This is a genomic window from Bradyrhizobium jicamae, assembly GCF_001440395.1.
Lineage (GTDB): Bacteria > Pseudomonadota > Alphaproteobacteria > Rhizobiales > Xanthobacteraceae > Bradyrhizobium > Bradyrhizobium jicamae.
Window position 1 is genome coordinate 18647 of the sequence record NZ_LLXZ01000143.1, and the last position, 25016, is coordinate 43662.

Consider the following 25016-nt stretch of genomic DNA (forward strand, 5'->3'; position numbering starts at 1 on the left):
GATGGAGCGACGATGGCCAATTTCACTCCGGTATCGGCCGCGATCGGCGGCGCGCTGATCGGGCTTTCCGCGGTCTTGCTGATGTTATCGACCGGGCGCATCGCCGGCATCAGCGGCATCTTCAGCGGCCTTCTGAATCTGCGCGGCGAGGACAAGGGCTGGCGCATCGCCTTTCTTGCCGGGCTTATCCTCGCGCCTGTCATCGCGGGGTGGATCGGCTACGGCATGGCGACGCCTATGCTGCCGGCCAACTGGGCCGTCATTGTCGCGGCAGGGCTTTTGGTCGGCTTCGGCACGCGGCTAGGCGGCGGCTGCACGTCCGGTCACGGCATCTGCGGCGTAGCGCGTTTGTCGCCGCGCTCCGTTGCCGCCACCGCCATCTTCATGGTGACGGCGATCGTCACCGTCGCCGTCGCACGTCATGTGTTGGGGGGCTGAACCATGTGGATCATTGCTCCCCTGTTGTGCGGCCTCGTGTTCGGTGCGGGTCTCCTGATATCGGGCATGGTGCAACCAACCAAGGTACTCGGCTTCCTTGATGTCTTTGGTGCGTGGGACCCGAGCCTGCTCGTGGTGATGGTTGCGGCGCTTGCGGTATCCGTGCCGGGCTTCATGCTGGTTGATCGCAGCGCGCGGCCGTGGCTTGGCGGGCAATTTTTCCGGCCCGGCAAATCGGGAATCGATCTGCCGCTGGTGACGGGCGCTGCGATGTTCGGGGTAGGCTGGGGCCTTGTCGGGTTATGCCCAGGTCCCGCCCTGGAAAGCCTCGCGACGCTGTCACCGGCAATCATCGTCTTCGTTGTCGCGATGGCCGCCGGCATGATGGCGCACGATGCCTGGCAGCAGTCGCGCCTGGCGGCGCAGCGCAGCCGCGAACTGGCAAGCGCGGCAGACGGCTAGGAGCGTAGCCGCAGACAATCCCGCTACGAGTTCATCTGGTTAGTTCTGATATCCGAATAGCCCGCGCGGCTGCGGCTGATAATACTGTTGCCGCGGTTGATAGTAGTAGCCCTGCGGCGCCGGTGCATAACCGCGGTTATCGTAATATTGCGGCTGCTGCTGATACGCCTGGGTGTCGTAGACGCGACGGCTCGGCGGCGCGGGATAGCGCGCTTCGGTCGAAGAACCGTCGGCGGGATAGATATAGCCGTCGTCGGCCCGCGCCTGCGGGGCCACGCGCTGCTGCTGCGGCGTGATCACGACGGGATCGCCGGCGGCGGAGTCGTATTGCTGTTCATATTGCGGCAGCGGCGCGCGGCGGGCGACCGCCGTATTGCCGCGCGGCCGCGGATTGCGCGCCAGTGCGACCTGCGACGACCCCGACAGCGTCACCGTGGTGTTGAGCACGCCTTGCTCCTTGACCAGCGCAAAGAGTCTTGCGGCGTTCTCGCGCGACAGCCGCACGCAGCCATGCGACGCGGGCGAGCCGAGGCGGTTGACGGAATCCGTACCGTGGATGGCGTGGCCGATCTTCGTGAAGAAGATCGAGTGCGGCATCGGCGCTTCGTCGAATTCCTTGGAGTAGTGATCCTCTTCCATCCGGAAGGCGCGGAAGCTGCCGTTCGGCGTCTCATACGAAGGAAGACCTGACGACACCGGCCAGCGGTAACGTTCGACGCCGTCGACGGCGACGGTCATCTGTTGGTTGTCCTTGTCGACTGTGATGGCGACCTTGGCCTGGACGGCGCCCGAGGCGAACAGCGTCAGGGCGGTGACGGCAATGAGGAAGGAACGCATTTTACCTTTGGCCTCCAGGCCCTGTACTAAAAACGCCGGCTCTCCGCCCCCCAAGCATCGACTATGCCCGGAAACCGGCACTGGTTCCAGTGGCCGCGTCGCAATCGTTAACGTCTCCGGCGGCGCAAGCAAGGCGGCAGGACGGCGCAATAGGACACGAAGTGCTGACATTTTCGCGAGCGGGGAAGAGGGGAGGCCCGTAGCCCGGATGAGCGCAGCGATATCCGGGGACCGGTGCCTGCGTCGTCCCGGATGTCGCTGCGCTCATCCGGGCTACAAGGCCTGCCCACGCTTCCCGCGTCAATTCCTCAGCCGGTATCCCGTCCGGAAGATCCACCACACCAGCGTCATGCAGATGGCGAGGAAGCCGATCGTCATGCCGAGACTGAGGGCCACGCTGACGTCGGCGATTTCGTAAAAGCTCCAGCGAAAGCCCGAGATCAGGTAGACCACCGGATTGAGCAGCGTGATCGTGCGCCAGCCCGAGGGCAGCATGTTCACTGAGTAGAAGCTGCCGCCGAGGAACGTCAGCGGCGTCACGATCAGCATCGGGATCATCTGCAGCTTTTCAAAACCGTCGGCCCAGATGCCGATGATGAAGCCGAACAGGCTGAAGGTCACCGCCGTCAGCACCAGGAAGGTCAGCATCCACCAGGGATGCAGGATATGCAGCGGCACGAACAGCGCCGCGGTTGCCAGAATGATCAGGCCGAGAATGATGGATTTGGTCGCGGCCGCGCCGACATAGCCGATCACGATCTCGACATAGGAAACCGGTGCCGACAGGATTTCATAGATAGTGCCGACAAATTTCGGAAAGTAGATTCCGAACGAGGCGTTGGCGATGCTCTGCGTCAAGACCGACAGCATCACCAGCCCGGGCACGATGAAGGTGCCGTAGCTGACGCCATCGACCTCGGTGATGCGCGAGCCGATCGCAGCGCCGAACACCACGAAATAGAGCGAAGTGGAAACCACCGGCGAGACGATGCTCTGCAGCAGCGTGCGCCAGGTGCGCGCCATTTCGAACAGATAGATTGCCTGGATTGCCCGGAAATTCATGGCGCCCTCACCAGGCTGACGAAGATGTCTTCCAGCGAAGACTGGGTGGTGTCGAGATCGGAGATGCGGATGCCGGCGTCACGGAGATCGCTCAACAGGCTGGTAATCCCCGTGCGCTCGCCCTTGGTGTCGTAGTTGTAGATCACGGCGCGGCCATCGTCGGAAAGTTCGAGGTCGTAGGCGGCGAGCGAGGCAGGGATCGCATCGACCTTGCCCTGCAGATAGAGCTTCAAATGTTTCTTGCCGAGCTTCTGCATCAGCCCGGCCTTGTCCTCGACCAGGATGATCTCGCCCTTGTTGATGACGCCGATGCGGTCGGCCATCTCCTCGGCTTCCTGGATGTAATGCGTGGTCAGGATGATGGTGACGCCGGAGGCCTGCAAGCCGCGCACCACGTCCCACATGCCCTTGCGCAACTCGACGTCGACGCCTGCGGTCGGCTCGTCCAGAAACAGGATCTGCGGCTCGTGCGACAGCGCCTTTGCGATCATCACGCGGCGCTTCATGCCGCCGGAGAGTGTGATGATCTTGGAATCCTTCTTGTCCCACAGCGACAGGTCCTTCAGCACCTTTTCGATGTGGGCGGGGTTCTTTGGCTTGCCGAACAGGCCACGGCTGAAGCTGACGGTGGCCCACACCGTTTCGAAGGAGTCGGTATGCAGTTCCTGCGGCACGAGGCCAATCAGCGAGCGCGCGGCGCGATAATCCTTGTTGATGTCATGTCCGCCGACGCTGACGCTGCCCTCGCTCAAATTGGCGATGCCGCAGATGATGCTGATCAGCGTGGTCTTGCCGGCGCCGTTCGGCCCAAGCAGCGCGAAGATCTCGCCGCGCCTGATGTCCAGATTGATGCCGTTCAGCGCCTTGAAGCCGGAGCCGTAGGTTTTTGACAGATTTGAGACGGATATGATGGGTGGCGAAGCGAGCATGGCGGTTTGAACGAGATTTGGGGCGAACGACGCAGCGGCACTTCGGCCGGGGTCGACGCAGGGAGAGGGGTGGGAACCGGGAGATAGGAACGCAATGCTGCTTATGCAATCGCGCGCGGAAAAATTATGCTGCTTTTGGCGCGCCGGGGACCTAGGGGCAAGTCAGTAAAGTTGCCCTTGCCTGGCCAAGGGTGCCCCCTACGTCCGCTTCACGAAATTATCGAGCACCTTCTTCTCGCCGGCCTTATCGAACGCGATCGTCAGCTTGTTGCCGTCGATCTTCACGACATGGCCGTAGCCGAATTTCTCGTGAAAGACGCGATCGCTGAGCGAGAATTCCGACACCGTGCCGGTGGATTTGGCGACCAGTTCGCCTTCGATCACCATCGGGCCGCGCTTGTTGCGCGAGAAGCCGCCTGAGAAGGCATCGCCGCGCGAGCCTGAGGCATCGCTGCGCGAGCCTGTAAATGACGACTGGCTTTCCTCGAAACCGCCGCGGGCCTGACCGCCGCGGCCGCCCTGGCTGCGGTTGCGGTTGGCTTGTGCGCGCTGCCAGCCGGGCGTCGAGTAGCTGGAGCCGAAGGATTCGACGTTGTCGAAACGCGACGGGCCATAGCCGCCGCTGCCGCCCCAGCCGGAGCCGCCTTTGGACTCGGTGATCTCGACATTTTGCGACGGCAGTTCGTCGAGGAAGCGCGACGGGATCGTGGTTGACCAGGTGCCGTGGATGCGGCGGTTGGTGGCGAAATAGAGCTTGGCACGGCGGCGGGCGCGGGTCAGGCCGACATGGGCGAGGCGACGCTCCTCCTCGAGGCCGGCGCGGCCCTGTTCGTCGAGCGTGCGCTGGCTCGGAAACAGGCCTTCCTCCCAGCCGGGCAGGAACACGTTGTCGAATTCGAGTCCCTTGGCCGAATGCAGCGTCATCAGCGACACGGCTTCTTCCTCGGCGCCGCCGTCGCGGTCCATCACCAGCGAGATGTGTTCGAGGAATCCCTGCAGGTTCTCGAACTCTTCCATTGAGCGCACGAGTTCTTTGAGGTTGTCGAGCCGGCCGGCGGCATCGGCGGAGCGGTCCTTCTGCCACATCTCGGTATAGCCGCTCTCGTCGAGCACGATTTCGGCGAGCTCCGTATGCGCCGTGACCTCGCGCTGGGCGCGCCAGCGGTCGAACTGCAGGATGAGTTCGCGCAAGCTCCCGCGCGCCTTTGGCTTCAATTCGTCGGTCTCGACCACAGCGCGCGCGGCTTCGAACAGCGGCATGCGCCGCTTGCGGGCGTGGTCGTGCAGCAATTGCACGGTAGCATCGCCAAGCCCGCGCTTCGGAACGTTGACGATGCGCTCGAAGGCGAGGTCGTCGGCGGGCGAATTGATCACGCGCAGGTAGGCCAGCGCGTCGCGGATTTCGGCGCGCTCGTAGAAGCGCGGACCGCCGATCACGCGATAGGGCAGGCCGAGGGTGACAAAACGGTCTTCGAACTCGCGCATCTGGAACGATGCCCGCACCAGGATCGCGACCTCGTTGAGGTTGTCGCCGGCGCGCTGCAGTTCCTCGATCTCCTCGCCGATGGCGCGGGCTTCTTCTTCCGAATCCCAGGAGCCGGTGACGGTGACCTTCTCGCCGTCGACATCCTCGGTGCGCAGCGTCTTGCCCAGCCGTCCTTCATTATGCGCGATCAGATGCGAGGCGGCGGCGAGGATATGGCCGGTCGAGCGGTAATTGCGCTCGAGGCGGATGACTTTGGCGCCGGGAAAATCGTGCTCGAAGCGCAGGATGTTATCGACCTCCGCGCCGCGCCAGCCATAGATCGACTGGTCGTCGTCGCCGACACAGCAGATGTTTTTGGGAGGAGAGGAGGGGGTAGCCGGAGCCTCCGTCATTCCGGGATGCGCTGAAAGCGCAGACCCGGAATCTCGAGATTCTTCGATGTGCGATTGCACATCGGAGTTCGCATCTTCGATGCGCCCCGGAATGACGGAAGACTCTGTCGCCCCCGGAATAATCGCCGACAGCGGCACGCCCGGCCGCGCTGGCGCTTGCGACAGCAGCCGCAGCCACAGATATTGCGCGACGTTGGTGTCCTGATATTCGTCGACCAGAATGAATTTGAAGCGGCTCTGATACTGCCTGAGCACATCAGGGTTTTCGCGGAACAGCCGGATGTTCTCCAGCAGGAGATCGCCGAAATCGGCGGCGTTGAGGATCTTCAGCCGCTCCTGGTAGGTGGCGTAGAGCTTGCCGCCCTTGCCGTTGGCGAACATCGCGGCTTCGCCTGCCGGCACCTGCGACGGCGTCAGGCCGCGGTTCTTCCAGCCGTCGATCAGCCCGGCCAGCATGCGCGCCGGCCAGCGCTTGTCGTCGATGTTCTCGGCCTGCAACAGCTGCTTGAGCAGGCGGACTTGATCATCAACATCAAGCACGGTGAAGTTGGACTTGAGCTGCACCAGTTCGGCGTGGAAGCGCAGGATGCGTCCGCCGATCGAGTGGAAGGTGCCGAGCCACGGCATGCCCTCGACGGCCTGGCCGAGCATCTGGCCGAGCCGCAGTTTCATCTCGCGCGCGGCCTTGTTGGTGAAGGTCACAGAGAGAATTTCATGCGGCCGCGCGCGGCCCTGGCTCAGGATGTGGGCGATGCGCGTCGTCAGCACGCGGGTCTTGCCGGTGCCGGCGCCGGCCAGCACCAGGACCGGCCCATCGAGCGTTTCAACAGCGTCGCGCTGCTCCGGATTGAGCCCGTTGAGATATTGCGGACCGGCCGCGGCCCGCGCACGCGCGGCGATGCCGCCAGCCGCGGGCTGGTGCTCGGGGACGCCGCGATGCGGCAGTTTGCTCGGCTCGGTCATGGTCGAATCGTCTCGGCCCCACGATGGCACCGTGAGGCGGTAAAGGGGAGCCTTCATAGCAGGGATTGAGGGTCATATAGGGCCTGTCCGGCCGTTTTGACAGGTTTTATCCCGGCGCTTTTACGCGCCCCATTTTGTGCTTCGACGGCGATTTTGTTCCGCGAAAATCGTCAAATTTCGGGGTTTCTGCGGCCGGAACCATCGTTCCCGGGGCGGATTGTTTCAACAGTCGATGCGCGACGCTTCAGCCGCCGGCATCGAGAGAGCAACAGCCAATCGAGGTCGTATCATGCTGAGCTGGGTCGTAACGTTTCTGGTCATCGCGTTGATCGCGGGTGTTCTGGGCTTCGGCGGCATCGCCGGCGTCTCCGTCGAAATCGCCAAGGCCATCTTCTTCATCGCCGTGATCCTGTTTCTGATCTCGGCCGTGGTCGGATTGGTGCGCGGACGTAGTAACGTCTAGCGGGCGCAACCGGAAAAACACGCCACCGCGCGCAAGCTAGCGCGCGGCAGTGGCCAGTTCGAGACTGGACTCCCCGACGTGGCGGGAGACCAGATCCGCAAATGGCTTCGGATGCGTCGCGATCATGAAGTGAGCCGCGCCAGCAATCGTGGCGCGGACGGCGCCCGGGATGCCGCGGCCCAGCAGATCATTCGCCCGGCCGACGGCCGGATGACTGGCTTCTCCCCACACGACCAGCGTAGGCACGTCGATGCTCGCCAATAATGCGGGCGTAAGGTGGAAGCCATAGGCCGATTCCCAATCCAGCAAATTCGCTCGTGTCGTCTCAATCGCATAGTCGCGGACGCGCTGCGGCCATGCGGCGAACGTCCCATTGCCACCATAGAAATCGATCATCCGCGCGATCGCATCGGTTTCGCCGCGCTTGAACGCAGCCGAATAAGCGCCGGACATGTTTCGGAAAGCGTCATAGTTCTGCATCTCGCCGGCCGCCCGCAGGATCTCCATGGCGGGCGCTTCGGCAATGGTCAGGCCGAGCAGCGGAACGCGCTGCCGCAGCGCCACCGCAAGCGCGGCCAATCCGCCAAACGAATGACCAACGAGATGCACCGGGCCGCCTGCGCGGCGGATCACGCTCTCGATGATTTCGCTTTCTTGCGCGATGTCCGCATTGCCTTCGGTGCGGCGCTCGGCGGTGCCGCCATACCCCAAAAGGCTGGTCGTCACGCAGCGGAATTCGTTCTGCCACTGCGCCATCACCGGCCGCCACGCGGCGCCGGTGCTGCACGATCCGGGTACCAGCACCACCGTCGGGCCAGTTCCGCTTTCGTGGTAATCGATCGGGCCAAGGGTCTCGAAAATCATCTTAAACTCCTTGCGAACGCAGGAATCGCGGCGGCCTTGTTTCGGGCCGCCGCGTCACGATCGAATCCGTCAGCGCTTGACGATGACGATCTCCAGGTACTCGCTCGGCAGCACCATGGTGCCGTCCTCTGCGCGGTTCATCGAGCCGATCAGCGTCAGGATGTCGTCGGCGAGGCGGCGCTGGTTGGTTTCATCAAGCGCGGCAAAGGCTTTCAGCGTCGGGCCGTAGTAATTCCTGAACACGTCGAGAAAATGCAGCGGCGAGCGGTAGCGGAACGTGAAGTGCCGCTTCTCGGTCTTGATGGAGGCCGCCGACGTTCCGAACATCTCGGTGATGCGCGCCTGCGTGCCCCACAGCGCAGGCGATTTCGCGCCCGCCGGCGGCGGCAGGTATTTGCCGAGCGTCTTGAACAACTGTCCGATAAAGCCGTCCGGCGTCCAGTTGGCGAGCCCGATCTTGCCGCCGCTCTTGCACACCCGCAACAATTCGGCAGCGGCGCGATCCTGATCCGGCGTGAACATGACGCCGAAGGTCGAAACGACGACGTCAAACGTCGCATCGCCAAAACCCAGGGCTTCCGCGTCCGCTTCCTTGAACTGGACCGACAGGCCTTCCGCGGCGGCACGCGCACGGCCTCGCTCGAGCAGGCTCGGCACGTAGTCGGTGGACATCACGTCGCACCAGCGGCGGGCTGCGGCGAGCGTGACATTGCCGTTGCCGGCGGCGACGTCGAGCACCTTCTGGCCGGCCCGGAGATCGAGCGTCTCGCACAGTTCCTCGCCCACGATCTGCAGCGTGGTACCGACGATGGCGTAGTCGCCTGACGACCAGGCGCCGTGCTGCTTGGTTTTCAGGGCGGAAAGGTCGATCTGGCCGGGTTGCTGGGCTTGGGCGGCGGCGGTGCTTGCCATGTCATTTCTCCTCTTGGGACGGTGAATTTTCCGATTTCTGCGTGCTGTCGACTTAATCCCCATGCCAGCCCGACGGCTATCCAGTTCGCGACACGGCTATCCTGAACGTGAACCTTTCCGCTGTTCCCAGGACTCACTACCAGGGCGCTTCGGAGTTGCGGATGATTGCCAGCCAGGACGTTTCGACGGTGACGTCGCCGCTGCCGCGCGGCGTCAGGCGTGCGCTGGATGCGATGCGCGCTAATATCGGCCACGCTTGGCGGCTGACGGAGCTTGCCGCTATCGCCGGCACATCTGGCAGGACCCTGCAGCGGCAGTTCCTTGCCTTTGTCGGCAAAACCCCGCGTGCCGTGCTGCGCGAGATCGGGCTCGAATGCGCCCGACGCGAACTGTTGCAGGGTACGCCGGGCGCCAAGATCATGGACGTGGCGCTGCGCTCAGGCTTTCCTCATTTCGGGCGGTTCTCGATCGTCTATCGCCGCCGCTATGGCGAAACCCCGTCGCAGACGCTGAAGCGGCAGGGAGTTCTCACCAATGCGCTCGGCGCGATGCCCTCGCTGTATGTGTCGGCGCGGGACCGGCCGGCGGTCGCCTTCGGGCCGATCGAGGCGGCGGCGGAAAATCTGGCTGTCGCGGCCGACATCGCCGACGATCTCGTCACCGCACTGACCCGCGCCGGCATCGCGGTCGCAACCCGCTCGATGGCGGCGCGCTATCATCTCGGCGGCGCCATCAGGGGATCGGGCGCGCAGACGCATTTGACCATCCGGCTGATCGACACCGAGACCGGCGGCCAGCTTTGGGCCCATCGCGCCGACGGCGTTGTGCGCGACGATACGTCAACGACGGAACATCTCGCTATCAGGATCGCCGCAGCGCTGCAGCCATGCCTGCGCCTGGCGGAGATCGATCGCGCGCTGCGAAAGCCGATCACGAGCCTCGGCGCGCAGGATCTGGCGCTGCGGGCGATGCCGGGCGTGCTCTCGCTCGATGCCATCGGCAATGCCCGCGCACTGGAATTGCTGGAACGCGCAATGAATCAGGATCCCAACCATCCGCTGGCCACCGCGCTGGCGGCGTGGGCGCATGTCCAGCGCGTGGTCTATCACTTCACCCATGCGCCGCAGCAAGAGCGTGCGCGAAGCCTCGAACTGGCCCACCGGGCGAGGGGGCTCGGCGGCGATGCCACCGCGCTCGCCATCCTCGGCAACGCGCTGTCGCTGCTCAACGCGTTCGATACCGCTGATCTCGTCACGCGCAAGGCGCTGGCGATGGACGGCGGCTCGGCCTGGGCGTGGAGCCGCGGCGGCTGGATCGACGTCTACAAGGGCGATCCGCAATCGGCGATCGAGCGCTTCAAGATCGCGCTCGATCTCGCGCCCCACGATCCGCTGGCCTTCAACAGCATGGTCGGGGTCGGCTGCGCGCTGTTCATCGCTGGTCAATATGCCGAGGGCGCGCAGTGGCAGGAACGCGCGCTGGCCGAACATCCCTCCGCAAGCTGGGTGCATCGCACGCTGTGCCCGGCCTATGTGCTTGCCGGACAGGGGCCGCAGGCCCGCCGCAGCCTCGGCGCCCTGCGGCAGCATTATCCCGATCTCACGGTGTCGGAAGTTCAGCGCGGCATGCCGCCGCTGCCGCCCAGCCAGTGCGAGTTGGTGGTCGGCGCGCTGCAGGAGGCCGGACTGCCGGCCTAGGCACTCAGCTATTTCTGAGGCATCGCGACCTTGCGGCCGGTCCCCTCGGGTCGCGGCACGGCGGCATGCGAAGCCACGACCGCGTCGATGCGCGCACGAATGTCGGGCGGGAAGGGCGCCACCTTGCGCGCCTTCATGTCCATATGCAGCGTCATGTTTTCCGACGTCGCGGACAGCCAGCCTTCGGTCGCATGGCGCAATTCCTCGAACGTGTGCAGCCGCTTCTCGTCGGTACCCAACAGATAAACTGAAATCTGAACGGGGTCGCCGAGGTGAATTTCCCTGATGTAACGCACATGGGCTTCGGCGGTGAAGGTGGAGCAGTGCCGCTCCTTCATGTAGGCCGGCCCGATCCCGAGCTGCAGCCACATTTCGTCGATCGCGCGGTCCATCATCACGTTGTAATAGGCCATGTTGAGGTGGCCGTTGTAATCGATCCATTGCGGCTCGATCTGCATCACCGAGGACAGGAACGGGACGGGCGGTAGCGGCATATTCTTCAGGTTTTCCCCGGCGGCGGCAGCGGTCGTCATCATTGATCCCGTCATTGTTTTCGCGCTCTTGACCCCCCTTATATCCTTTGCCACGGTCCGCTCAAATCCGGGAGGAATTGACGTGGCGATGACGATATCGGGTAATGTGAAGCGGCCGGAGCCGCAGGCGCTGGCAAGCGCGGTCGAGGCACTGGCGGCGCGATTCGGCAACCGGCTGATCACCTCGCAGGCGGTGCGCGAACAGCACGCCCACACCACCACATGGCTGCCGACGCAGCCGCCGGACGCGGTGGTGATGGCGGAGGAAACCCGGGACATTCAGGACGTGGTGCGGATCTGCGCCAAGCATGGCGTTCCCGTGATCGCGTTCGGAACCGGCACCTCGCTGGAAGGCCAAGTCAATGCGCCGGCCGGCGGCGTCTGTATCGACCTGCGCGACATGAACCGGATTCTCGAAGTCCATGCCGAGGATCTCGACTGCGTGATCCAGCCCGGCGTCACCCGCAAGGCGCTGAACGAGCATCTGCGCGACCAGGGCCTGTTCTTCCCGATCGATCCCGGCGCCGACGCTTCGCTCGGTGGCATGACCGCGACCCGCGCCTCCGGCACCAATGCGGTGCGCTACGGCACCATGCGCGACAACGTGCTGGCGCTGAAAGTGGTGCGGGGCGACGGCGAGATCATCACGACGGGGACGCGAGCCAAGAAATCTTCCGCCGGCTACGACCTGACGCATCTGTTTGTCGGCGCCGAGGGCACGCTCGGCATCATCTCCGAGCTCACCATCAAGCTGCGCGGCATACCCGAGACGATCGCGGCCGCGGCGTGCTCGTTCGAGACCGTGCGCGGCGCCTGCCAGGCGACCATCCTGGCCATCCAGACCGGCATTCCGCTGGCGCGGATCGAACTGCTCAACGCCGAGCAGGTGCGCGCCTGCAACGCCTATTCCAAACTCACTTTGCCGGAGACGCCGCTGCTGCTGCTGGAATTCCACGGCAGCGACGTCGAGGTGGCCGAGCAGTCGAAGAATTTTGGCGAGATCGCCAAGGAGTGCGGTGGCGGCGATTTCACCTGGACCACCAAGCCGGAGGACCGCACCAAGCTGTGGCAGGCCCGGCATGACGCCTATTGGTCCGTCAAGGCGCTGCGTCCCGGCGCGGGCGTGGTGGCGACCGACGTCTGCGTGCCGATTTCACGGCTGGCCGATTGCGTCACCGAGACCGAGGACGATCTGAAGCGGCTCGGCCTGCTGTCGCCGATCGTCGGCCATGTCGGCGACGGCAATTTCCACTGCTCGCTGGTCTGCGACGTCGACAACAAGGAAGAAATGGCGCGCGGCGAGGATTTCATGCACCGCCTGGTCGAGCGGGCGCAGGCGATGGGCGGCACCTGCACCGGCGAGCACGGCATCGGGCAGGGCAAGCAGAAATATCTCAAGGCCGAACTCGGCCCCGAGGCGATCGACGCCATGCGCGCGCTGAAGCAGGCGCTCGATCCGCAGAACATATTCAATCCCGGCAAGATCGTGCCGGTGGGGTAGGTGGTGTACTCATAAACGCATGGATGTCAGCTTCTGAGGGCCAAGCGGCAATCTTGCGATCAGTCAAGGCATTGCCGCTCGTGACCCAAGGACATGGGTGGCTTCTGCCTCGCTTGTATTGGTAGGTCACAAGTGCGCGGTGAGGCTGATACATGCGCGGCCCTGCAACTGGTTAGCAACCGAATCTCTATGCTCGCGAGCTCACGACTCCTTGTTATCCATCGCACTCGCTGTGCTGACCGGCCGGTCGTTTCCGGGGGCGACCAGTGGAAGTGTCATATGGACCGAAGTACCCTTTCCCAGGGCGGAGACCAGCGCGATACGGCCGCCCAGTTGCTCGGTCACGAGATTGTGGACGATGTAGAGGCCGAGCCCGGTACTGCCTTTCGCCCGCCGCGTGGTGAAGAAAGGATCGAACACATGTCGCTGGGCGTCTTCTGAAATTCCTCCTCCGTCGTCGGAGAAAGTAATCTCGACGACGTCGTTGATGCGAGTTGCCTCAAGCAACATGTTGCCGCCAGGTCGGTCGGCAAAGCCGTGGATGACAGAATTGAAAATCAGATTGGTCAACACCTGTCCGTAGGCGCCTGGGTAGCTGTCCATGATGACGTCGGCGGGTATGTCGAGTGTGAATGGATTGCGAGGTTTAGGGAGGCCGGGCATTATGCTGGCCACGATCTGCTCGGTTGCAATCCGAAGGTCAAAGTTGCGGCGATCTGCAAGACTGCGATCGGCAGCCACTTGCTTGAACGCCTGAATCAGCCCGCCGGCGCGCTCCAGATTTGCAACCAGCTGGTCGGCGGCGTCTTGGTTGCTATCGACGAATGCCGAGAGGGACGAGCGCCGCACAGGACCAGAGACGATTTGATTGGCGAACTTTGAGCAGCGCTGCGCCAGTGTCGAGGCGACCGTCAGGCTGATTCCAACGGGGGTATTGAGCTCATGTGCGACGCCTGCAACAAGGCGCCCGAGTGCGGCTAATCTCTCAGTTTCAATGAGATAGCGCTGGGTTTCGCTGGCGTGCAGCGCCGCTTCGGTGATCCGCCTCTTCTCCCGGATTTCGGCAAACAACGCAGCCAGAAGCGATGCGCCGATTGTCACAAGCAGGATGCTGACCTGCGCTGCAACTACGCGCTCCTCCATCGAAAGCGTGGGATTGCCGAAGTAGCCGATGCCAAAGGTCGTCGTCCAAACGATTGAAAGACTGACAATGAAGGCCGCAGCGGCGGCAAAAACCGGCCGGCATCGCGCCGCGAGCCATAGCAGTGGCGCGAACAGGATAGCGACCGGGCCTACGTTTGCCAGAAGATCTGATCGCAGAAAAATGGCCAGCGCGCTCACAAGCGCCAGGATCGCGACGGTCAAGGCGCCCTCGAGCAACTCGGTCAGAGGCGGCCGGTCCCGCGCGGCCGAGGCGAACTCGATCAGTAATGGTGCAACTACGATGATCCCCAGTCCGTCAGATGCGAACCAATGCTGCCAGGTAACCCATAGCGGGGTCGTCGCGCCGTGAAACAACTTGAATGCAATGGCGCCGCCGATGCCCGACACGGCAGTCCCAACGGTTGCTGCTCCGACCAATGCCATCACGTTTCGCGGCTTTCCCAACGTGAAGTCGGGACCATGGAAACGTTCGATCAACCAAGCGGTAAGCGCGGCCTCGCCAGCATTGCATAGGCCGAAGACAATAGACCCCCAGAGACTTCGGTCGCCAAGCAGGTTCGCCAAAATGGTAGCAGCCATCGTGCCGAAGATCACCGGCCATCGCGCGCGGAAACCCAGGGCGATCAAGGCACCCGCCGACACGCCTGCCGCCGGCCAGAACACGGCTACGCCCTCTGGCTTGGTCAGCAATTCGAGGCTAAGCCGCGCCGCGATGAAATACGCAACAGCGGTCGAAACCGTGAGCGTGATTGCGCCCACCCACCTTGTCAGGTCGAAAGCGGTGGACATCTCTCGATGGATCCCGGTGAATCCCATTTGCCGCCAGGTTGGATGCGAGCAGGTTTACCGATATTTCCCGACACATACTGGCGGAACGCACCTCAAGCCTCAAGCTGCTTGAATAGAACGAGCGTCCAGTATTGACCCAACTCGGACCTCTGGCGAGATCTGCTATTGCGCCGCTATCAGGGGTACAGTGGACCTCACCGACTAATCTGCGGCGGAGGGTTCATGAGGACACGCCCTGGACACGCCCGTCCTCCGCACCTCTGCGGTGAAACCGCAGGTGGCGGGCATGAGCTTGCGGCGGCGTTCTTCCCGCACCAGTTGTACATTGTGGCGGCGATCCTAATTTCGTTCCAAACATAGCCTCGTTTCAACACGGCGCCGCCCGACTTAAACATCATCGCGCCCGAACTGCCCTCTTCAGCTTGTTCCCGCAACATGTGTTGCGTGTGCGTGCGTGATGAGGTGCGTTGATGCGTTTTGTTTCCTGGGGGTTTGTTGCCGCTTGCGGCTTTTTACTGGCAGGTCCGGCGGCGAAGGCTGCCGAAATCCGTGTTCCGGACCTGCCTTCGCCCTCCTACAACTGGACCGGGTTTTATGCGGGTATCTACGGCGGCGGCGGGTATGCGGCCTGGGCTGCCGATTACTGCCGAAACGGTGCGTGCCGTCATGCGGAGGGGCAGGCGAGCGGCTTCGCGGTCGGCGTCTATGGCGGCTATAATCACCAGTTTGCCAACCGTTTCGTGATCGGCGGCGAGTTCGAGTGGGGCAAGTCCTCCTCGTCGCGGGACGAACTGATCTTTGGCGATAGCGTCTTGCTGTCGAGCTTCGGCGCGTTCGGTGGGGCTCGCCTGCGTGCGGGCTACGCGTTCGACCGCCTGCTGGCGTACGGCGCCGTCGGTGTCGGCGTGGCCAGCATCGGCAACGGCTATCGCTATACGGTGCAGAAGGGTTGCGACACCGTGCAGGAGATGATCTGGGACGAACAGGTCAAGGCGGGGCTGATCGTGGGCGGCGGCTTCGAATATGCCTTCACCAAGCATTTTGTCGGACGAGGCGAATATCTCTACGCCGATTACGGCAGCGTCTCACGGTCCGGCAAGGACCGGACGCGGACTGAATTCCGCAACGAGATGCACCTCGTGCGCGTCGGCGCCAGCTACCGGTTCTGATATTCCGGTCAGGCTTGAATGTGAGCCGTCACCCCGGGATGAACGCAATTGCGTTCATCCAGAGGCGGCCGCGCACAGCGCAGCCCTCGAAGGGGGACGGCCACCAGCCGGGCCGCTCATCCTTCGAGGCTCGCGAAACCCGTCATCGGGCCGCGCTTCGCGCGGGCCCGTTGGCTCGCACCTCCCCAGCGACAACGGCGAGACCATTGCGCGGGGATGACGGAGATAGTGAGAACGCATTACCTCGATCCAGTGGCGCGTTTACGCAGAAACAAAATTTGGTCGAGCGCATTTTTCTGTATGCGCAGAGATTGGTTCAATATCTTCGCTTTGGCAGTCGCGGGCCTGCTGCCCATTGCACTCGTTGTTGTCGTGTTCGCTCTACGCTAGAGCCTGACAAATCATCTCCGACAATCTAACACGGGTCAAAAGCATCGTCGGAGCCAAGCCACTGATGGCGGCCATCATGGCCTGAGATCGAACCGGCCCTGGCTTCTCACTGACTTCCATGGAAGGGTGTTCTTACACGGCCAAGACCCAACTCGGACATGAGCCGTCCAGGTGCCTCCACAAAATCGATCAGTAGTGCTGACCAGTCGACGACGTCTGAGTAAGCCGCGCGGCGTGTCATGCTGGTAACATTTTGTCTCAGTAGCTTTCGAACCGTCTTCTCGAACCCATTTGAGGGACCTCCAACCATCCAATATCTCCAGTCATCGATAGGGGAGGTCAACCATGAAGATCGTTGTGATCGGCGGTACCGGCCTGATCGGCTCGAAGACTGTCGCCATTCTGCGCCAGGGTGGCCACGAGGTCTTCGCCGCCTCGCCTAACAACGGCGTCAACACCATCACCGGCGAGGGGCTCAAAGAGGCCCTGGCCGGCGCGCAGGTCGTGATAGACCTCGCCAATTCGCCCTCATTTGAAGACAAGGCGGTGTTGGAGTTCTTCGAGACCTCCGGCCGCAACCTTCTCGCGGCGGAGGCCGCAGCCGGTGTCCGACACCATGTCGCGCTCTCCATCGTCGCAATCGACCGGACAGACAATGGCTATTTCCGCGGCAAGGTCGCCCAGGAGAAACTGATCGAGGCCTGCGGCATCCCTTACACCATCGTCCGCTCGACCCAGTTCCTGGAATTCGTCCGCGGCATCGCCGATTCAAGTGCGGATGGAAACCTGGTCAGGCTTCCGCCCATCCTGTTCCAGCCCATCGCGGCGGATGACGTTGCTGCCAACGTAGCCGATGTGGCGCTCGCACCACCGCGCAATGGCATCGTGGAGATCGCCGGCCCGGAACGAGCGCCGTTCAACGAAATCATCGCCCGCTATCTGAAGGCGGTTGGCGACCCGCGCGAGGTTGTGAGCGATCCCGAGGCCCGATACTGGGGCGGCCGAGTTGATGAGCACTCGCTCGTGCCGTTGGGCGAGGCGCGCCTCGGCCGCATCGGTCTGGACGAATGGCTCCGCCGCTCACAGGCAGCAGCCTGATCGCGCATCGAAGGTATGTCCAGTCTGTCACGAGCGGGTCCGGGCAACGAACGAATGAGGCGACTATGACGATCAAACTCGTTGCGTTGGTTTTTCTGTGCCTCATGACCGGCACTGCGGTGGCTCAGGAGCCCAAGGTCACGGCACTCATGTCTAAGGATCTTCCGGAGAGTCCCGGCAGGGAAGCCTTGATGATCACAGTCGAGCATGCGCCTGGCGGGTCGAGCGCCATCCACCGGCACAATGCACATGCGTTTGTCTACGTGCTTGAAGGCTCCGTCGTGATGCAGCTGAAGGGTGGACAACAGGTGACCCTGACGCCAGGTCAGAGCTTCTATGAAGGCCCTGATGATGTTCATGTCGTCGACCGGAACGCAAGCAGCACCCAGCCGGCGAAATTTCTGGTGCTCTTGATCAAGGACAAGGGCGCCCCGGCGCTCGTGCCCGCACAGTGACTGTTACGGCAACCCAGTACACGAAAGGTGCGCGAACAACAGGAGACAAACATGAGCTTGGACACCAACATGAGCTTAGGGAGCACCTCACAACCCGGTCGACCGGGGCTCGACGAGTTGGTTCCGTCGCGCTACGCGCTGAAGGTCGGCGACATTGACGTGCTGGTGGTCAGCGATGGTGTGCTGCCGCTCCCAACAGCAATGTTGGCCCACAACGTCGACCCGGCCGTCCGGGCGGCCTGGCTGAAAGACATGTTCCTGCCCCCGGACGCGTTGGATTGGGCGCTGAACGTGGTCGTGGTGCGTAGCGGCGGCCGGACCATCCTCGTCGACGCTGGGCTGGGGTTCGACCCGGACTTGCACTTGCCGCGGGCCGGACAGTTGGTCCATCGACTGGAGGCCGCCGGCATCGAGCTTGCGTCCGTGACCGACGTGGTGCTGACCCACATGCACATGGACCACATTGGCGGGCTGCTGGTCGACGGAGTGAAGGAGCAGCTGCGTCCGGACCTGCGGATCCACGTCGCGGCCGCCGAGGTCAAGTTCTGGGAAGCGCCCGATTTCTCCCACGTCTCCATGCCGCCGGGGTTCCCGGACGCGCTTCGGTCGGCCGCCAAGCGGTTCGTGAAAGAGTACCGCGGCCAACTGCGGCCGTTCGAGGAGGAGTATGAGGTCGCGCCGGGAGTGGTCGTCACTCGTACCGGCGGCCACACGCCCGGGCACAGCGTGGTCCGCGTGGCGTCCGGCGGCGACCGGCTGACGTTCGCTGGAGACCTCGTGTTTCAGGTCGGATTCGAACATCCCGAGTGGTACAACGGCTTCGAACACGACCCCGAGGAGGCGGCCCGCGTTCGGGTCCGTCTGTTGCGGGAACTGGCGACGACCGGCGGGCTGCTGGTGGCCACTCATCTGCCGTTCCCGTCCGTCGGCCATGTGGCGGTCGACGGCGACGCCTTTCGTTGGGTACCGGCCTTCTGGGACTACTGATTGCTTGTCGGGTTAGGCCAGAACCAGGGCGCGTACTCATAGCGCTAATGAGTTCGCGCACTAAGTCATCGCTTTAGCCGTTCGACTGCGGCGCAGTGATCGCCTTGCGGATCGCGGCGAGCGGTGCGGTGTCGTCGAATTCGATATCTTCGCCGATCCGCTTCAATCCGAGATCGCGCCACACCGTGGCGAGGTCCGGCGTCACCGGCTTCGGTCCCATTTCGCGGTGAAGGCGGGTCAGCACATCGACACCGACGGCCTTGTCGGCGGTCGCAAGAATGCGATCGATCGGCCAGTCCTGCTCGTGATTGCCGCCGGCGGCGAGCACGCCGCGCATCGCGTCCTGCAGGCCAAGGCGATTATTCGTCGCTTTGCGAATCTCGATATCGGCGAGCAGGCAGAACATCGCGCCGCCCCAATATTTCCGTCCCCAGGTGCCGGTGTTGTCGAGTCCCTGGTCGCCGGCCTGCGGCAGCCCCTTCGGCATGTCGCGCATCATCGCCTGCCAGATTTCCTGCGCTGTGAGGTCTCCCGCCTGCACCCGCGCAACCGGCTCGACATAGACGGCCAGTCCTTCGGAGAGCCACGCGTAGCGGTCGGGCATGTCGGGCAGGGCGGTATGTACCATCTCGTGCACCATCACCCAGTCGCGCCGCAGCACATCCTCGGTGGAATCGCGGCCGAGCGGAATGCGAATGGCGGCGCCGCGATAGCCCCATGTGGTGCCGCCGCTGATGCGCCCGCCGTCGACGGGCACCAGCAGCAGCCGCAGCGAGCTGACGGGAAAGCGCCCGTAATAGGTCGTGACGGCTTGCGCCGACATCCTGATCCAGTCGAGCAATTTTTCCCTCGGCAGCGCCATGTCGCCCGGCGCGAACGCGACATGAATGATGCCACCGCGTACCTCAAGATCGGTCTGGGGCAGCCGGTCGAACGCGTCGTAGGGCATGCGGTCGCCGCGCATATATTCCGATTGCGCGCCGGCGCGGAACGAAACGGTGCTCGCCAGCATCGCGGCGATGACGGCGGCGGCAAAGCTCCAGCGAAGCGCGCCGGCGGATTTCATCGCAACACGGCTTGGGCCGCGGCAGACCGGTGCTCGCCGGGTCCTTGCGCCATGAACGCGGCGGCCTGCTCATGGAGATCGTCGAGGATGGCGGCGAGCAGGGCTTCGCCCTTGGCCGCCGTCGCCCGTGTCGGATCGCCATAGCAGCCGGAGCGGCTGTAATTCGGCGAATGCGGATCAGATGGTGTCAAAGCGCCCGGCGTCTCCTGGATCAAGGCGGGGCTGGCTTCGGCGCGCGTCATGTCGACGAGATGCGGCACCATCGCCAGCATCAGCGACGTTTCCAACTCATCCGCATGGCTGCCATGGCCTTGCTCTGCCAATTGCCTCGCCGCGCGCGGATAGCGCGGACCCTCGTGAATCCACAAATGCCTGATCCGCTCGCCACCGAGGCGCGCCAGAGCACGGTCGACCGGCGCCAGGGTGCTGATCCCGGTATTGAGCACGAGCAGCTTTGGGCAGCCGCTGCCGAGAATCTGTCCCGCGATCTCGCGCACAAAGGCTTCGAAGGTCGAAATCGACAGGCTGCTGCTGCCGGCATATTCGGTGAAGGCGGGATAATGGCCATAGGTCAGCGTCGGCCAGACCAGCGCGTCGATTTTTTCTGCCATGCGGGCTGCGAGCCATTCGGCCTGAATGCGGTCGGTATTGAGGGGGAGGTGGAAGCCGTGCTGCTTGGCGGCAGCGCCGATCGGCAATATCGCCACCGCGCCGTCGCCGATGCGCCGCGCGACATCGTCCCAGTGCATGCGCTCGATGAAATGGCGATCGGTGTCACTTCCCATTCGCCGAGCGCTCCCCTTCATGAGCCGACGGAAACGTCCGTCAATAGTCCCGCCGTGATCCAGCCGTGCAGATAGCCCGCGCCGCGGCCCGCCGCGCTGTCGGGGTCGTCATAGGTCGCGAGCATTTCGCAGAGCACGCCGAACGGAATGCCGTTCGCGGCCTCATCCCACATCATTGCCTCTTCCGGCGAAAGCTCGCGGAACATCGGCGTGACGTCCTGGCGCCAGATCAGGAGATGCGCAGGCTGCTCTAGCGCGACCGCATCTGGCGGCGTTTCTTCGTTCTTGAGCGCGAGCCAGATCGCAGAGGCGTTGGTCGCAAGGTCGAGCCTGGCTGCGCTCGGATGCGGCCGGAATTTCAGGCCCGACCATGCCTCGGGCGCAAATCCTGCCATGTCGCTCAGCTCGACGACCTTGCCTTCCGCGGCATCGAAGGCGTCGTTGAGTGCCTTTTCCAGTGCGGCGAGATCGGACAGTTCGGGGTGCTCGGTGTAGGGCGCGGTCGATCTCAAAAACGCCGGCAAGCCTTGCGAGAACCAGCGCAGGTTCGGGTTCTCGGACGGGCGCGCCTTGACATAGGCGTAGCCCATCTCGTCGAACATTTCATCGCCGAGATAAAGATGCAGCAGCTCGTGGTCGTTGCGCATGGCCTCGACCAGCCGCGAGCCATAGGCGTAGCGATAGACCCCGAACAGCGCCTCGCGCTTCTCCCGCGGGCTGTCGAGGATTTCAGCCAGCACGGTATCGTCGCCATCGAGGATGCCGCGCTGGAATTCGGCTTGCTGTCGGGCGAAGTCGTTCATACCGTGCGGCTGCCCGTCGGCAAGGTTTGCGCGGCCATCTCGCGGGTCCTGACAACCTCGCGCACAAGTTCGTCGAGCGGCGGAATGTTGTCGTCGCGCTCGATCATGGTCGAGACGCGGCCGAAGCGTTTCAGCGCCGCGGCATAGAGATCCCAGACATCCTCGCACACGGGGTGATCGTGGGTGTCGATGATGTGAGTGCCCATATGGCTGTGGCCGGCCATGTGAAACTGCACCACACGATCCGCCGGAATGCCATTGAGGAAGGTCATGGGATCGTAGCCGTGGTTGAAGGCGCTGACATAGACGTTGTTGACGTCGAACAGCAGCCAGCATCCGGCGCGGCGCGAGAGTTCAGACAGGAATTCCCATTCCGTCATTTCGGAATTGTTGAACTGGACGTAGGTCGAGACGTTCTCGAGCACGATGGCGCGGCCAAGGAAATCCTGCACCAGTTGCACCCGGCTCACGACATGATCGAGCGCCTCCCTGGTGTAGGGGATCGGCAGGAGATCATGCAGGTTCTTGCCGTGCACGCCGGTCCAGCACAGATGGTCCGAGACCCATTTCGGCTCGACTCGCCGGGCGAGATCCTTCAGGGCTTGCAGATATTCGAAGTTCGGCGGCGCGGTGGAGGCGATTGACATCGACACGCCGTGCATCACCACGGGGTAACGTTCGCAGATCCGGTCCAGCGTGCGCAGCGGCTGGCCGCCGGGCAGCATGTAGTTCTCGCTGATGATCTCGAACCAGTCGATCGGCGGATTACCGCCCAGGATCTCATCGTAGTGCTGGTGACGCAGGCCGAGGCCGAAGCCGAGGAAGGAGGGCTTGGCCGATGTCGCCGGACGATCTGCGCGTGCGGCCGCAGCGGTGTCTGGCAATGTTGCGACGTTCATCTCGTCTCCGCTCGAACGGGCAGCCAAACGGGGCGGCGTGTCTTCAACCTAGCATGGAACCGAGGCCCGGCCTACACCGGGCCTCGACGGGGTCTGTGACCTAGGACGGCATGAACTTACCCTTGGCGGCGTCGCACTTTTCCTTGGTCATGGCCGAGAAGCCCTGACCCTTGCAGGCGTTCTGGCCCTTGCAGGCGTTTGCGCCGCCCTTGCACGCGCTCTGGCCCTTGCAGGCATTGGCGCCGACGCACTTGCCCTCGCCGGCGGCGTAGGTCGTGGTCGACACGGTGGTGCCGGCCAGGAACAGGGTGGCAGCGGCGGCGGCCAGCACGGCGCCTGATTTGGGGGTCATCTTCATTTGTATCCTCCAATGGAAGTGTGAGGGTGCACCGCCCGCAAGCGACAAATCCAGCCGACAAACGGCACCCGGAGAGAGTTACGTGGCGGGCCTGGATTTAGTTACGGGCGAGGCCGACTTTATTTTAGCCGATGGGCCGAAACAACGAGGGCCCGGCGGTGCCGAGCCCTCCGCGCAAGGATCCGCCGATCAGCTCTTGACGAACTTGGCGCCCATGGCGGCGCATGCCTTCTCTGATGTCATCGAGAAGCCGGTGCCCTTGCAGGCGTTCTGGCCCTTGCAGGCGTTGGCCGAGCCCTTGCAGGCGCTCTGGCCCTTGCAGGCATTGCCGGCCACGCACTTGCCCTGGGTCGCGTTGGCAGGCGTCGACACCGTCGACACCACCGAGCCGGCCAGGAACAGCGTGGCGGCGGCAGCGGCGAGCGTCGCACCGGATTTGGAATTCAACTTCATGACGATCTCCTCGATCCTTGTTTGAAGACAACACGCCGCAAGCATCCGCTGATCGCCCGATCACGGACCCTCACAACGCAAGCGATGTGACGGATGGCAATCGGGCCGCGGAGGCTTGCCGGAAGGCCACGTCTTCGTGACCGAGTGCTCATCCGAAAACCAGCTACGGGGCATCAGGCGATTTGGTTACAGAGTTTCAGAAGAAAATTTTCTTTTTTTGCGGTTGGGCATTCCGTAAGTCTCAGTTGCGCTGCACAACGCATTCGATCGAGCTATCCGCGTGCGGGCTTCAGCTTGGCCATCTGCGCGACCGTGGCCCGCAACTCCTCGGCATTGAAGGATGGAAACGAGCAGATCCGGTTGCTGCAGGCGAACGCGGCGGGTTCGCCAAGATCGGGATATTCGACGTCGGGATTGGGCAGCTTGCCCTCGCGCAGATCGAGCCACTCCAGGCGCTTGTAGCGGGCCGGCAGCGCGCGGGCCAGCGCATGCAGGCTTTTCGCGCGGGCGTCGTCCTTGTGTCCGACGATCGTCATGTGGGTCGGCTCCACCGCAAGTTCTTCGTCGGCAAGCAGAATGCCGGGCAGGGGGCGCATCATCGTGCTTGCAGCGCTGGCGAGATAGCGCATCGCGTGCGCGGCCTGCTCGCGATAGGCGTCATTGCCGAAGTAACGGTCGAGCAGGTTCATGAATCTCGCGACCTGCACCTGGTCTTCGATCAGCTTGGCAGGCTTCGCAAGCACGCCGGTCTTACCTTCCGCGGTCTTCGAGGTCACGAAGCCGCCGGCCTCATCGCGGAAGGTCGCGACGAAATCGCCGGCCTTCGCGGCGGCAGCGAGCCAGTCGCGATTTCCCGTCGAAGCATAGAGATCGAGGAAGGCCTGGCCCATCGCCAGCGTGTCACCGATGAACGGCCCGCCGCGATCCTTCTCGCCATGACGGAAGCCGCCATCCGGCAGTGCACGGTTGTCGATCACCCACTTCGCCGCGCGCTCGGCGTTCGCCAGCACCTTGGCATCGTTGCTGACGTTGTAGTAGGCCGAAAGCCCCGAAATCGCCCAGCCATTTTCGCGCGCGTAGAGATTCTTGTCGATGCGCGGCATTCCCAGTTTGCGGCGCTCGCGGTCCGACAGCGCATAGTATTGGTGCCCGTCGGTGTCGTGGTCGAGATCGGCATCCTGGCTGACATAGAACGCACCCTCGGGGCTTGTCAGGAATTGCGCGAGATAGCGTTCGATGTTGCGCGCGGCGGCGAGGTGTTTCGGGTCCTTCCACAGCGCATAAGCCTGGCTGTATTGCCGGAGATACTGCGCCTGGAACGACATGATCTTTTCGAAATGGGCGCGGGTCCAGGAGCCGCCCTCGGAATATTGATACACGCCACCCCACACCGGATCGATCAGCGCGATCGCTGCATCCAGCGTCTGCCGGGCGCGCTTGGCTGCAATGGCATCGCCGGCCTCGGCGCGGCTGATGGCCAGATCCATGCTGTCGGCGTCGATATATTTCTGGTTCTCGCCCCAGCCGCCGAGTTTTTCCTCGTAGGACTCGTCGACATTCTTCGTCAGCGCGGCGCGCTGTTCCTTGTCGAGGAAGGCGGAGGTGGACGGTTTCACCTCGAAGGCTTCGCCGACCGACGGCCCCGGCGTGGGATCATCGATGATCGCCTTGAGCAGCGCCTGCATCCGTTCCGGCTCGATGTATCCCCTGATCTTGGCGATCTCGGTGCCGTCGGGGCCGAACACGATGGTCGCCGGCCAGCCCCAGTCGCCATAGCGGCTCGACAGATCGGGATTGGCGTCCTGGTCGACCCGCACCGGCAGATATTTTTCCGCCAGCAATTCCCTCACCTTGGTATCCGCGTAGGTCGTCTTCTCCATGACGTGGCACCAGTGGCACCACACTGCCTCGAGATCGAGGATGACGAAGCGCTGTTCTGCCTGCGCGCGGGCGAACAGATCGTCGTTCCATTCGCTCCATTTCGGCCCGTCCGCGGCGGGCGACGGAGACGCGGCAAAGGCGGCGAGGACGAAGGCGGCAATGCGGATCAGTTTCATGGCG

General features: G+C 63.5%; 24 protein-coding genes. 9 read left to right on the forward strand and 15 right to left on the reverse strand.

Annotated elements, in window-relative coordinates; translation table 11 throughout:
- Positions 1-12: 12 nt before the first annotated feature.
- Together CQ12_RS23635 and CQ12_RS23640 are read left to right on the forward strand one after the other, a co-directional pair.
- Positions 13-438, forward strand: coding sequence for a YeeE/YedE family protein (locus tag CQ12_RS23635; protein WP_057837703.1), 426 nt, complete (start codon positions 13-15; stop codon positions 436-438).
- A 3-nt stretch (positions 439-441) separates the two neighbouring features.
- Positions 442-900 (forward strand): DUF6691 family protein, encoded by a 459-nt coding sequence (locus CQ12_RS23640; RefSeq protein ID WP_057837704.1) that lies wholly within the window; start codon positions 442-444, stop codon positions 898-900.
- A 39-nt stretch (positions 901-939) separates the two neighbouring features.
- Here the strand turns inward: CQ12_RS23640 and CQ12_RS23645 are convergent, their stop codons facing one another.
- The 4 genes from CQ12_RS23645 to CQ12_RS23660 form a co-directional block, all read right to left on the reverse strand.
- The gene (locus CQ12_RS23645; RefSeq protein WP_057837705.1) at positions 940-1737 is read right to left on the reverse strand and encodes a L,D-transpeptidase family protein; all 798 of its coding nucleotides are present in this window, start codon (positions 1735-1737) and stop codon (positions 940-942) included.
- Positions 1738-2037: 300 nt separating this feature from the next.
- The gene (locus CQ12_RS23650) at positions 2038-2799 is read right to left on the reverse strand and encodes an ABC transporter permease (RefSeq protein WP_057837706.1); all 762 of its coding nucleotides are present in this window, start codon (positions 2797-2799) and stop codon (positions 2038-2040) included.
- Positions 2796-3728, reverse strand: a complete 933-nt coding sequence (locus CQ12_RS23655) for an ABC transporter ATP-binding protein (protein ID WP_057837707.1) — start codon at positions 3726-3728, stop codon at positions 2796-2798. The genes CQ12_RS23650 and CQ12_RS23655 overlap by 4 nt, the downstream gene beginning before the upstream one ends.
- A 198-nt stretch (positions 3729-3926) precedes the next feature.
- Positions 3927-6569 carry an ATP-dependent helicase gene (locus tag CQ12_RS23660; protein ID WP_057837708.1) on the reverse strand — a complete coding sequence of 881 codons (2643 nt, stop codon included), beginning with the start codon at positions 6567-6569 and terminating at the stop codon, positions 3927-3929.
- 289 nt (positions 6570-6858) lie between these two features.
- Here CQ12_RS23660 and CQ12_RS23665 point away from each other — a divergent pair, with 289 nt between their 5' ends.
- On the forward strand, positions 6859-7032 hold the full coding sequence (locus tag CQ12_RS23665) for a DUF1328 domain-containing protein (RefSeq protein ID WP_065752682.1): 174 nt from the start codon (positions 6859-6861) through the stop codon (positions 7030-7032).
- A 36-nt stretch (positions 7033-7068) separates the two neighbouring features.
- Here the strand turns inward: CQ12_RS23665 and CQ12_RS23670 are convergent, their stop codons facing one another.
- Together CQ12_RS23670 and CQ12_RS23675 are read right to left on the reverse strand one after the other, a co-directional pair.
- Positions 7069-7896 (reverse strand): alpha/beta fold hydrolase, encoded by an 828-nt coding sequence (locus tag CQ12_RS23670; RefSeq protein WP_057837710.1) that lies wholly within the window; start codon positions 7894-7896, stop codon positions 7069-7071.
- 69 nt (positions 7897-7965) lie between these two features.
- The gene (locus tag CQ12_RS23675; RefSeq protein WP_057837711.1) at positions 7966-8808 is read right to left on the reverse strand and encodes a class I SAM-dependent methyltransferase; all 843 of its coding nucleotides are present in this window, start codon (positions 8806-8808) and stop codon (positions 7966-7968) included.
- 161 nt (positions 8809-8969) lie between these two features.
- Between CQ12_RS23675 and CQ12_RS23680 the strand changes: the two genes are divergently transcribed.
- Positions 8970-10505 (forward strand): helix-turn-helix domain-containing protein, encoded by a 1536-nt coding sequence (locus CQ12_RS23680; protein WP_057837712.1) that lies wholly within the window; start codon positions 8970-8972, stop codon positions 10503-10505.
- Between the two features lie 8 nt (positions 10506-10513).
- Here the strand turns inward: CQ12_RS23680 and CQ12_RS23685 are convergent, their stop codons facing one another.
- On the reverse strand, positions 10514-11038 hold the full coding sequence (locus CQ12_RS23685) for a thioesterase family protein (RefSeq protein ID WP_057837735.1): 525 nt from the start codon (positions 11036-11038) through the stop codon (positions 10514-10516).
- 88 nt (positions 11039-11126) lie between these two features.
- Between CQ12_RS23685 and CQ12_RS23690 the strand changes: the two genes are divergently transcribed.
- The gene (locus CQ12_RS23690; RefSeq protein ID WP_057837713.1) at positions 11127-12539 is read left to right on the forward strand and encodes an FAD-binding oxidoreductase; all 1413 of its coding nucleotides are present in this window, start codon (positions 11127-11129) and stop codon (positions 12537-12539) included.
- A gap of 201 nt (positions 12540-12740) precedes the next feature.
- Here CQ12_RS23690 and CQ12_RS23695 read toward each other — a convergent pair whose 3' ends face one another.
- Positions 12741-14492, reverse strand: coding sequence for an MASE1 domain-containing protein (locus tag CQ12_RS23695; RefSeq protein WP_057837714.1), 1752 nt, complete (start codon positions 14490-14492; stop codon positions 12741-12743).
- Between the two features lie 470 nt (positions 14493-14962).
- Here CQ12_RS23695 and CQ12_RS23700 point away from each other — a divergent pair, with 470 nt between their 5' ends.
- The 4 genes from CQ12_RS23700 (at position 14963) to CQ12_RS23715 (ending at position 18591) form a co-directional block, all read left to right on the forward strand.
- Positions 14963-15661 (forward strand): outer membrane protein, encoded by a 699-nt coding sequence (locus CQ12_RS23700; protein ID WP_057837715.1) that lies wholly within the window; start codon positions 14963-14965, stop codon positions 15659-15661.
- A 735-nt stretch (positions 15662-16396) separates the two neighbouring features.
- Positions 16397-17149, forward strand: a complete 753-nt coding sequence (locus CQ12_RS23705) for an SDR family oxidoreductase (RefSeq protein ID WP_057837716.1) — start codon at positions 16397-16399, stop codon at positions 17147-17149.
- A 65-nt stretch (positions 17150-17214) separates the two neighbouring features.
- Complete coding sequence (locus tag CQ12_RS23710) at positions 17215-17604, forward strand: cupin domain-containing protein (RefSeq protein WP_057837717.1); 390 nt, start codon at positions 17215-17217, stop codon at positions 17602-17604.
- 51 nt (positions 17605-17655) lie between these two features.
- Entirely contained in the window at positions 17656-18591 is a 936-nt protein-coding gene (locus CQ12_RS23715) for an MBL fold metallo-hydrolase (protein WP_057837736.1), read from the forward strand.
- Between the two features lie 73 nt (positions 18592-18664).
- Here the strand turns inward: CQ12_RS23715 and CQ12_RS23720 are convergent, their stop codons facing one another.
- The 7 genes from CQ12_RS23720 to CQ12_RS23750 form a co-directional block, all read right to left on the reverse strand.
- Positions 18665-19657, reverse strand: coding sequence for a hypothetical protein (locus CQ12_RS23720; RefSeq protein WP_057837718.1), 993 nt, complete (start codon positions 19655-19657; stop codon positions 18665-18667).
- Entirely contained in the window at positions 19654-20442 is a 789-nt protein-coding gene (locus CQ12_RS23725) for a creatininase family protein (protein ID WP_057837719.1), read from the reverse strand. The genes CQ12_RS23720 and CQ12_RS23725 overlap by 4 nt, the downstream gene beginning before the upstream one ends.
- Before the next feature lie 17 nt (positions 20443-20459).
- Positions 20460-21245 carry an HvfC/BufC N-terminal domain-containing protein gene (locus CQ12_RS23730; RefSeq protein WP_057837720.1) on the reverse strand — a complete coding sequence of 262 codons (786 nt, stop codon included), beginning with the start codon at positions 21243-21245 and terminating at the stop codon, positions 20460-20462.
- A complete protein-coding gene (gene bufB / locus CQ12_RS23735; protein WP_083519448.1) occupies positions 21242-22144 on the reverse strand; it encodes an MNIO family bufferin maturase in 903 nt (300 codons plus the stop codon). The genes CQ12_RS23730 and bufB overlap by 4 nt, the downstream gene beginning before the upstream one ends.
- 100 nt (positions 22145-22244) lie before the next feature.
- Positions 22245-22502: a BufA2 family periplasmic bufferin-type metallophore gene (gene bufA2 / locus CQ12_RS23740; protein ID WP_063799799.1), complete on the reverse strand. Its 258-nt coding sequence runs from the start codon at positions 22500-22502 to the stop codon at positions 22245-22247.
- Between the two features lie 189 nt (positions 22503-22691).
- Positions 22692-22955 (reverse strand): BufA2 family periplasmic bufferin-type metallophore, encoded by a 264-nt coding sequence (gene bufA2 / locus CQ12_RS23745; RefSeq protein WP_057837739.1) that lies wholly within the window; start codon positions 22953-22955, stop codon positions 22692-22694.
- A 272-nt stretch (positions 22956-23227) separates the two neighbouring features.
- Positions 23228-25012, reverse strand: coding sequence for a DUF255 domain-containing protein (locus tag CQ12_RS23750; RefSeq protein WP_057837721.1), 1785 nt, complete (start codon positions 25010-25012; stop codon positions 23228-23230).
- Positions 25013-25016 lie beyond the last annotated feature (4 nt).

Bases quoted from the DNA above. Each gene is read 5' to 3' on its own strand.
- CQ12_RS23635 (WP_057837703.1), top strand. From the start codon at position 13: ATGGCCAATTTCACTCCGGTATCGGCCGCGATCGGCGGCGCGCTGATC.
- CQ12_RS23640 (WP_057837704.1), top strand. From the start codon at position 442: ATGTGGATCATTGCTCCCCTGTTGTGCGGCCTCGTGTTCGGTGCGGGT.
- CQ12_RS23645 (WP_057837705.1), bottom strand. From the start codon at position 1,737: ATGCGTTCCTTCCTCATTGCCGTCACCGCCCTGACGCTGTTCGCCTCG.
- CQ12_RS23650 (WP_057837706.1), bottom strand. From the start codon at position 2,799: ATGAATTTCCGGGCAATCCAGGCAATCTATCTGTTCGAAATGGCGCGC.
- CQ12_RS23655 (WP_057837707.1), bottom strand. From the start codon at position 3,728: ATGCTCGCTTCGCCACCCATCATATCCGTCTCAAATCTGTCAAAAACC.
- CQ12_RS23660 (WP_057837708.1), bottom strand. From the start codon at position 6,569: ATGACCGAGCCGAGCAAACTGCCGCATCGCGGCGTCCCCGAGCACCAG.
- CQ12_RS23665 (WP_065752682.1), top strand. From the start codon at position 6,859: ATGCTGAGCTGGGTCGTAACGTTTCTGGTCATCGCGTTGATCGCGGGT.
- CQ12_RS23670 (WP_057837710.1), bottom strand. From the start codon at position 7,896: ATGATTTTCGAGACCCTTGGCCCGATCGATTACCACGAAAGCGGAACT.
- CQ12_RS23675 (WP_057837711.1), bottom strand. From the start codon at position 8,808: ATGGCAAGCACCGCCGCCGCCCAAGCCCAGCAACCCGGCCAGATCGAC.
- CQ12_RS23680 (WP_057837712.1), top strand. From the start codon at position 8,970: ATGATTGCCAGCCAGGACGTTTCGACGGTGACGTCGCCGCTGCCGCGC.
- CQ12_RS23685 (WP_057837735.1), bottom strand. From the start codon at position 11,038: ATGACGACCGCTGCCGCCGCCGGGGAAAACCTGAAGAATATGCCGCTA.
- CQ12_RS23690 (WP_057837713.1), top strand. From the start codon at position 11,127: ATGACGATATCGGGTAATGTGAAGCGGCCGGAGCCGCAGGCGCTGGCA.
- CQ12_RS23695 (WP_057837714.1), bottom strand. From the start codon at position 14,492: ATGTCCACCGCTTTCGACCTGACAAGGTGGGTGGGCGCAATCACGCTC.
- CQ12_RS23700 (WP_057837715.1), top strand. From the start codon at position 14,963: ATGCGTTTTGTTTCCTGGGGGTTTGTTGCCGCTTGCGGCTTTTTACTG.
- CQ12_RS23705 (WP_057837716.1), top strand. From the start codon at position 16,397: ATGAAGATCGTTGTGATCGGCGGTACCGGCCTGATCGGCTCGAAGACT.
- CQ12_RS23710 (WP_057837717.1), top strand. From the start codon at position 17,215: ATGACGATCAAACTCGTTGCGTTGGTTTTTCTGTGCCTCATGACCGGC.
- CQ12_RS23715 (WP_057837736.1), top strand. From the start codon at position 17,656: ATGAGCTTGGACACCAACATGAGCTTAGGGAGCACCTCACAACCCGGT.
- CQ12_RS23720 (WP_057837718.1), bottom strand. From the start codon at position 19,657: ATGAAATCCGCCGGCGCGCTTCGCTGGAGCTTTGCCGCCGCCGTCATC.
- CQ12_RS23725 (WP_057837719.1), bottom strand. From the start codon at position 20,442: ATGGGAAGTGACACCGATCGCCATTTCATCGAGCGCATGCACTGGGAC.
- CQ12_RS23730 (WP_057837720.1), bottom strand. From the start codon at position 21,245: ATGAACGACTTCGCCCGACAGCAAGCCGAATTCCAGCGCGGCATCCTC.
- bufB (WP_083519448.1), bottom strand. From the start codon at position 22,144: ATGAACGTCGCAACATTGCCAGACACCGCTGCGGCCGCACGCGCAGAT.
- bufA2 (WP_063799799.1), bottom strand. From the start codon at position 22,502: ATGAAGATGACCCCCAAATCAGGCGCCGTGCTGGCCGCCGCCGCTGCC.
- bufA2 (WP_057837739.1), bottom strand. From the start codon at position 22,955: ATGAAGTTGAATTCCAAATCCGGTGCGACGCTCGCCGCTGCCGCCGCC.
- CQ12_RS23750 (WP_057837721.1), bottom strand. From the start codon at position 25,012: ATGAAACTGATCCGCATTGCCGCCTTCGTCCTCGCCGCCTTTGCCGCG.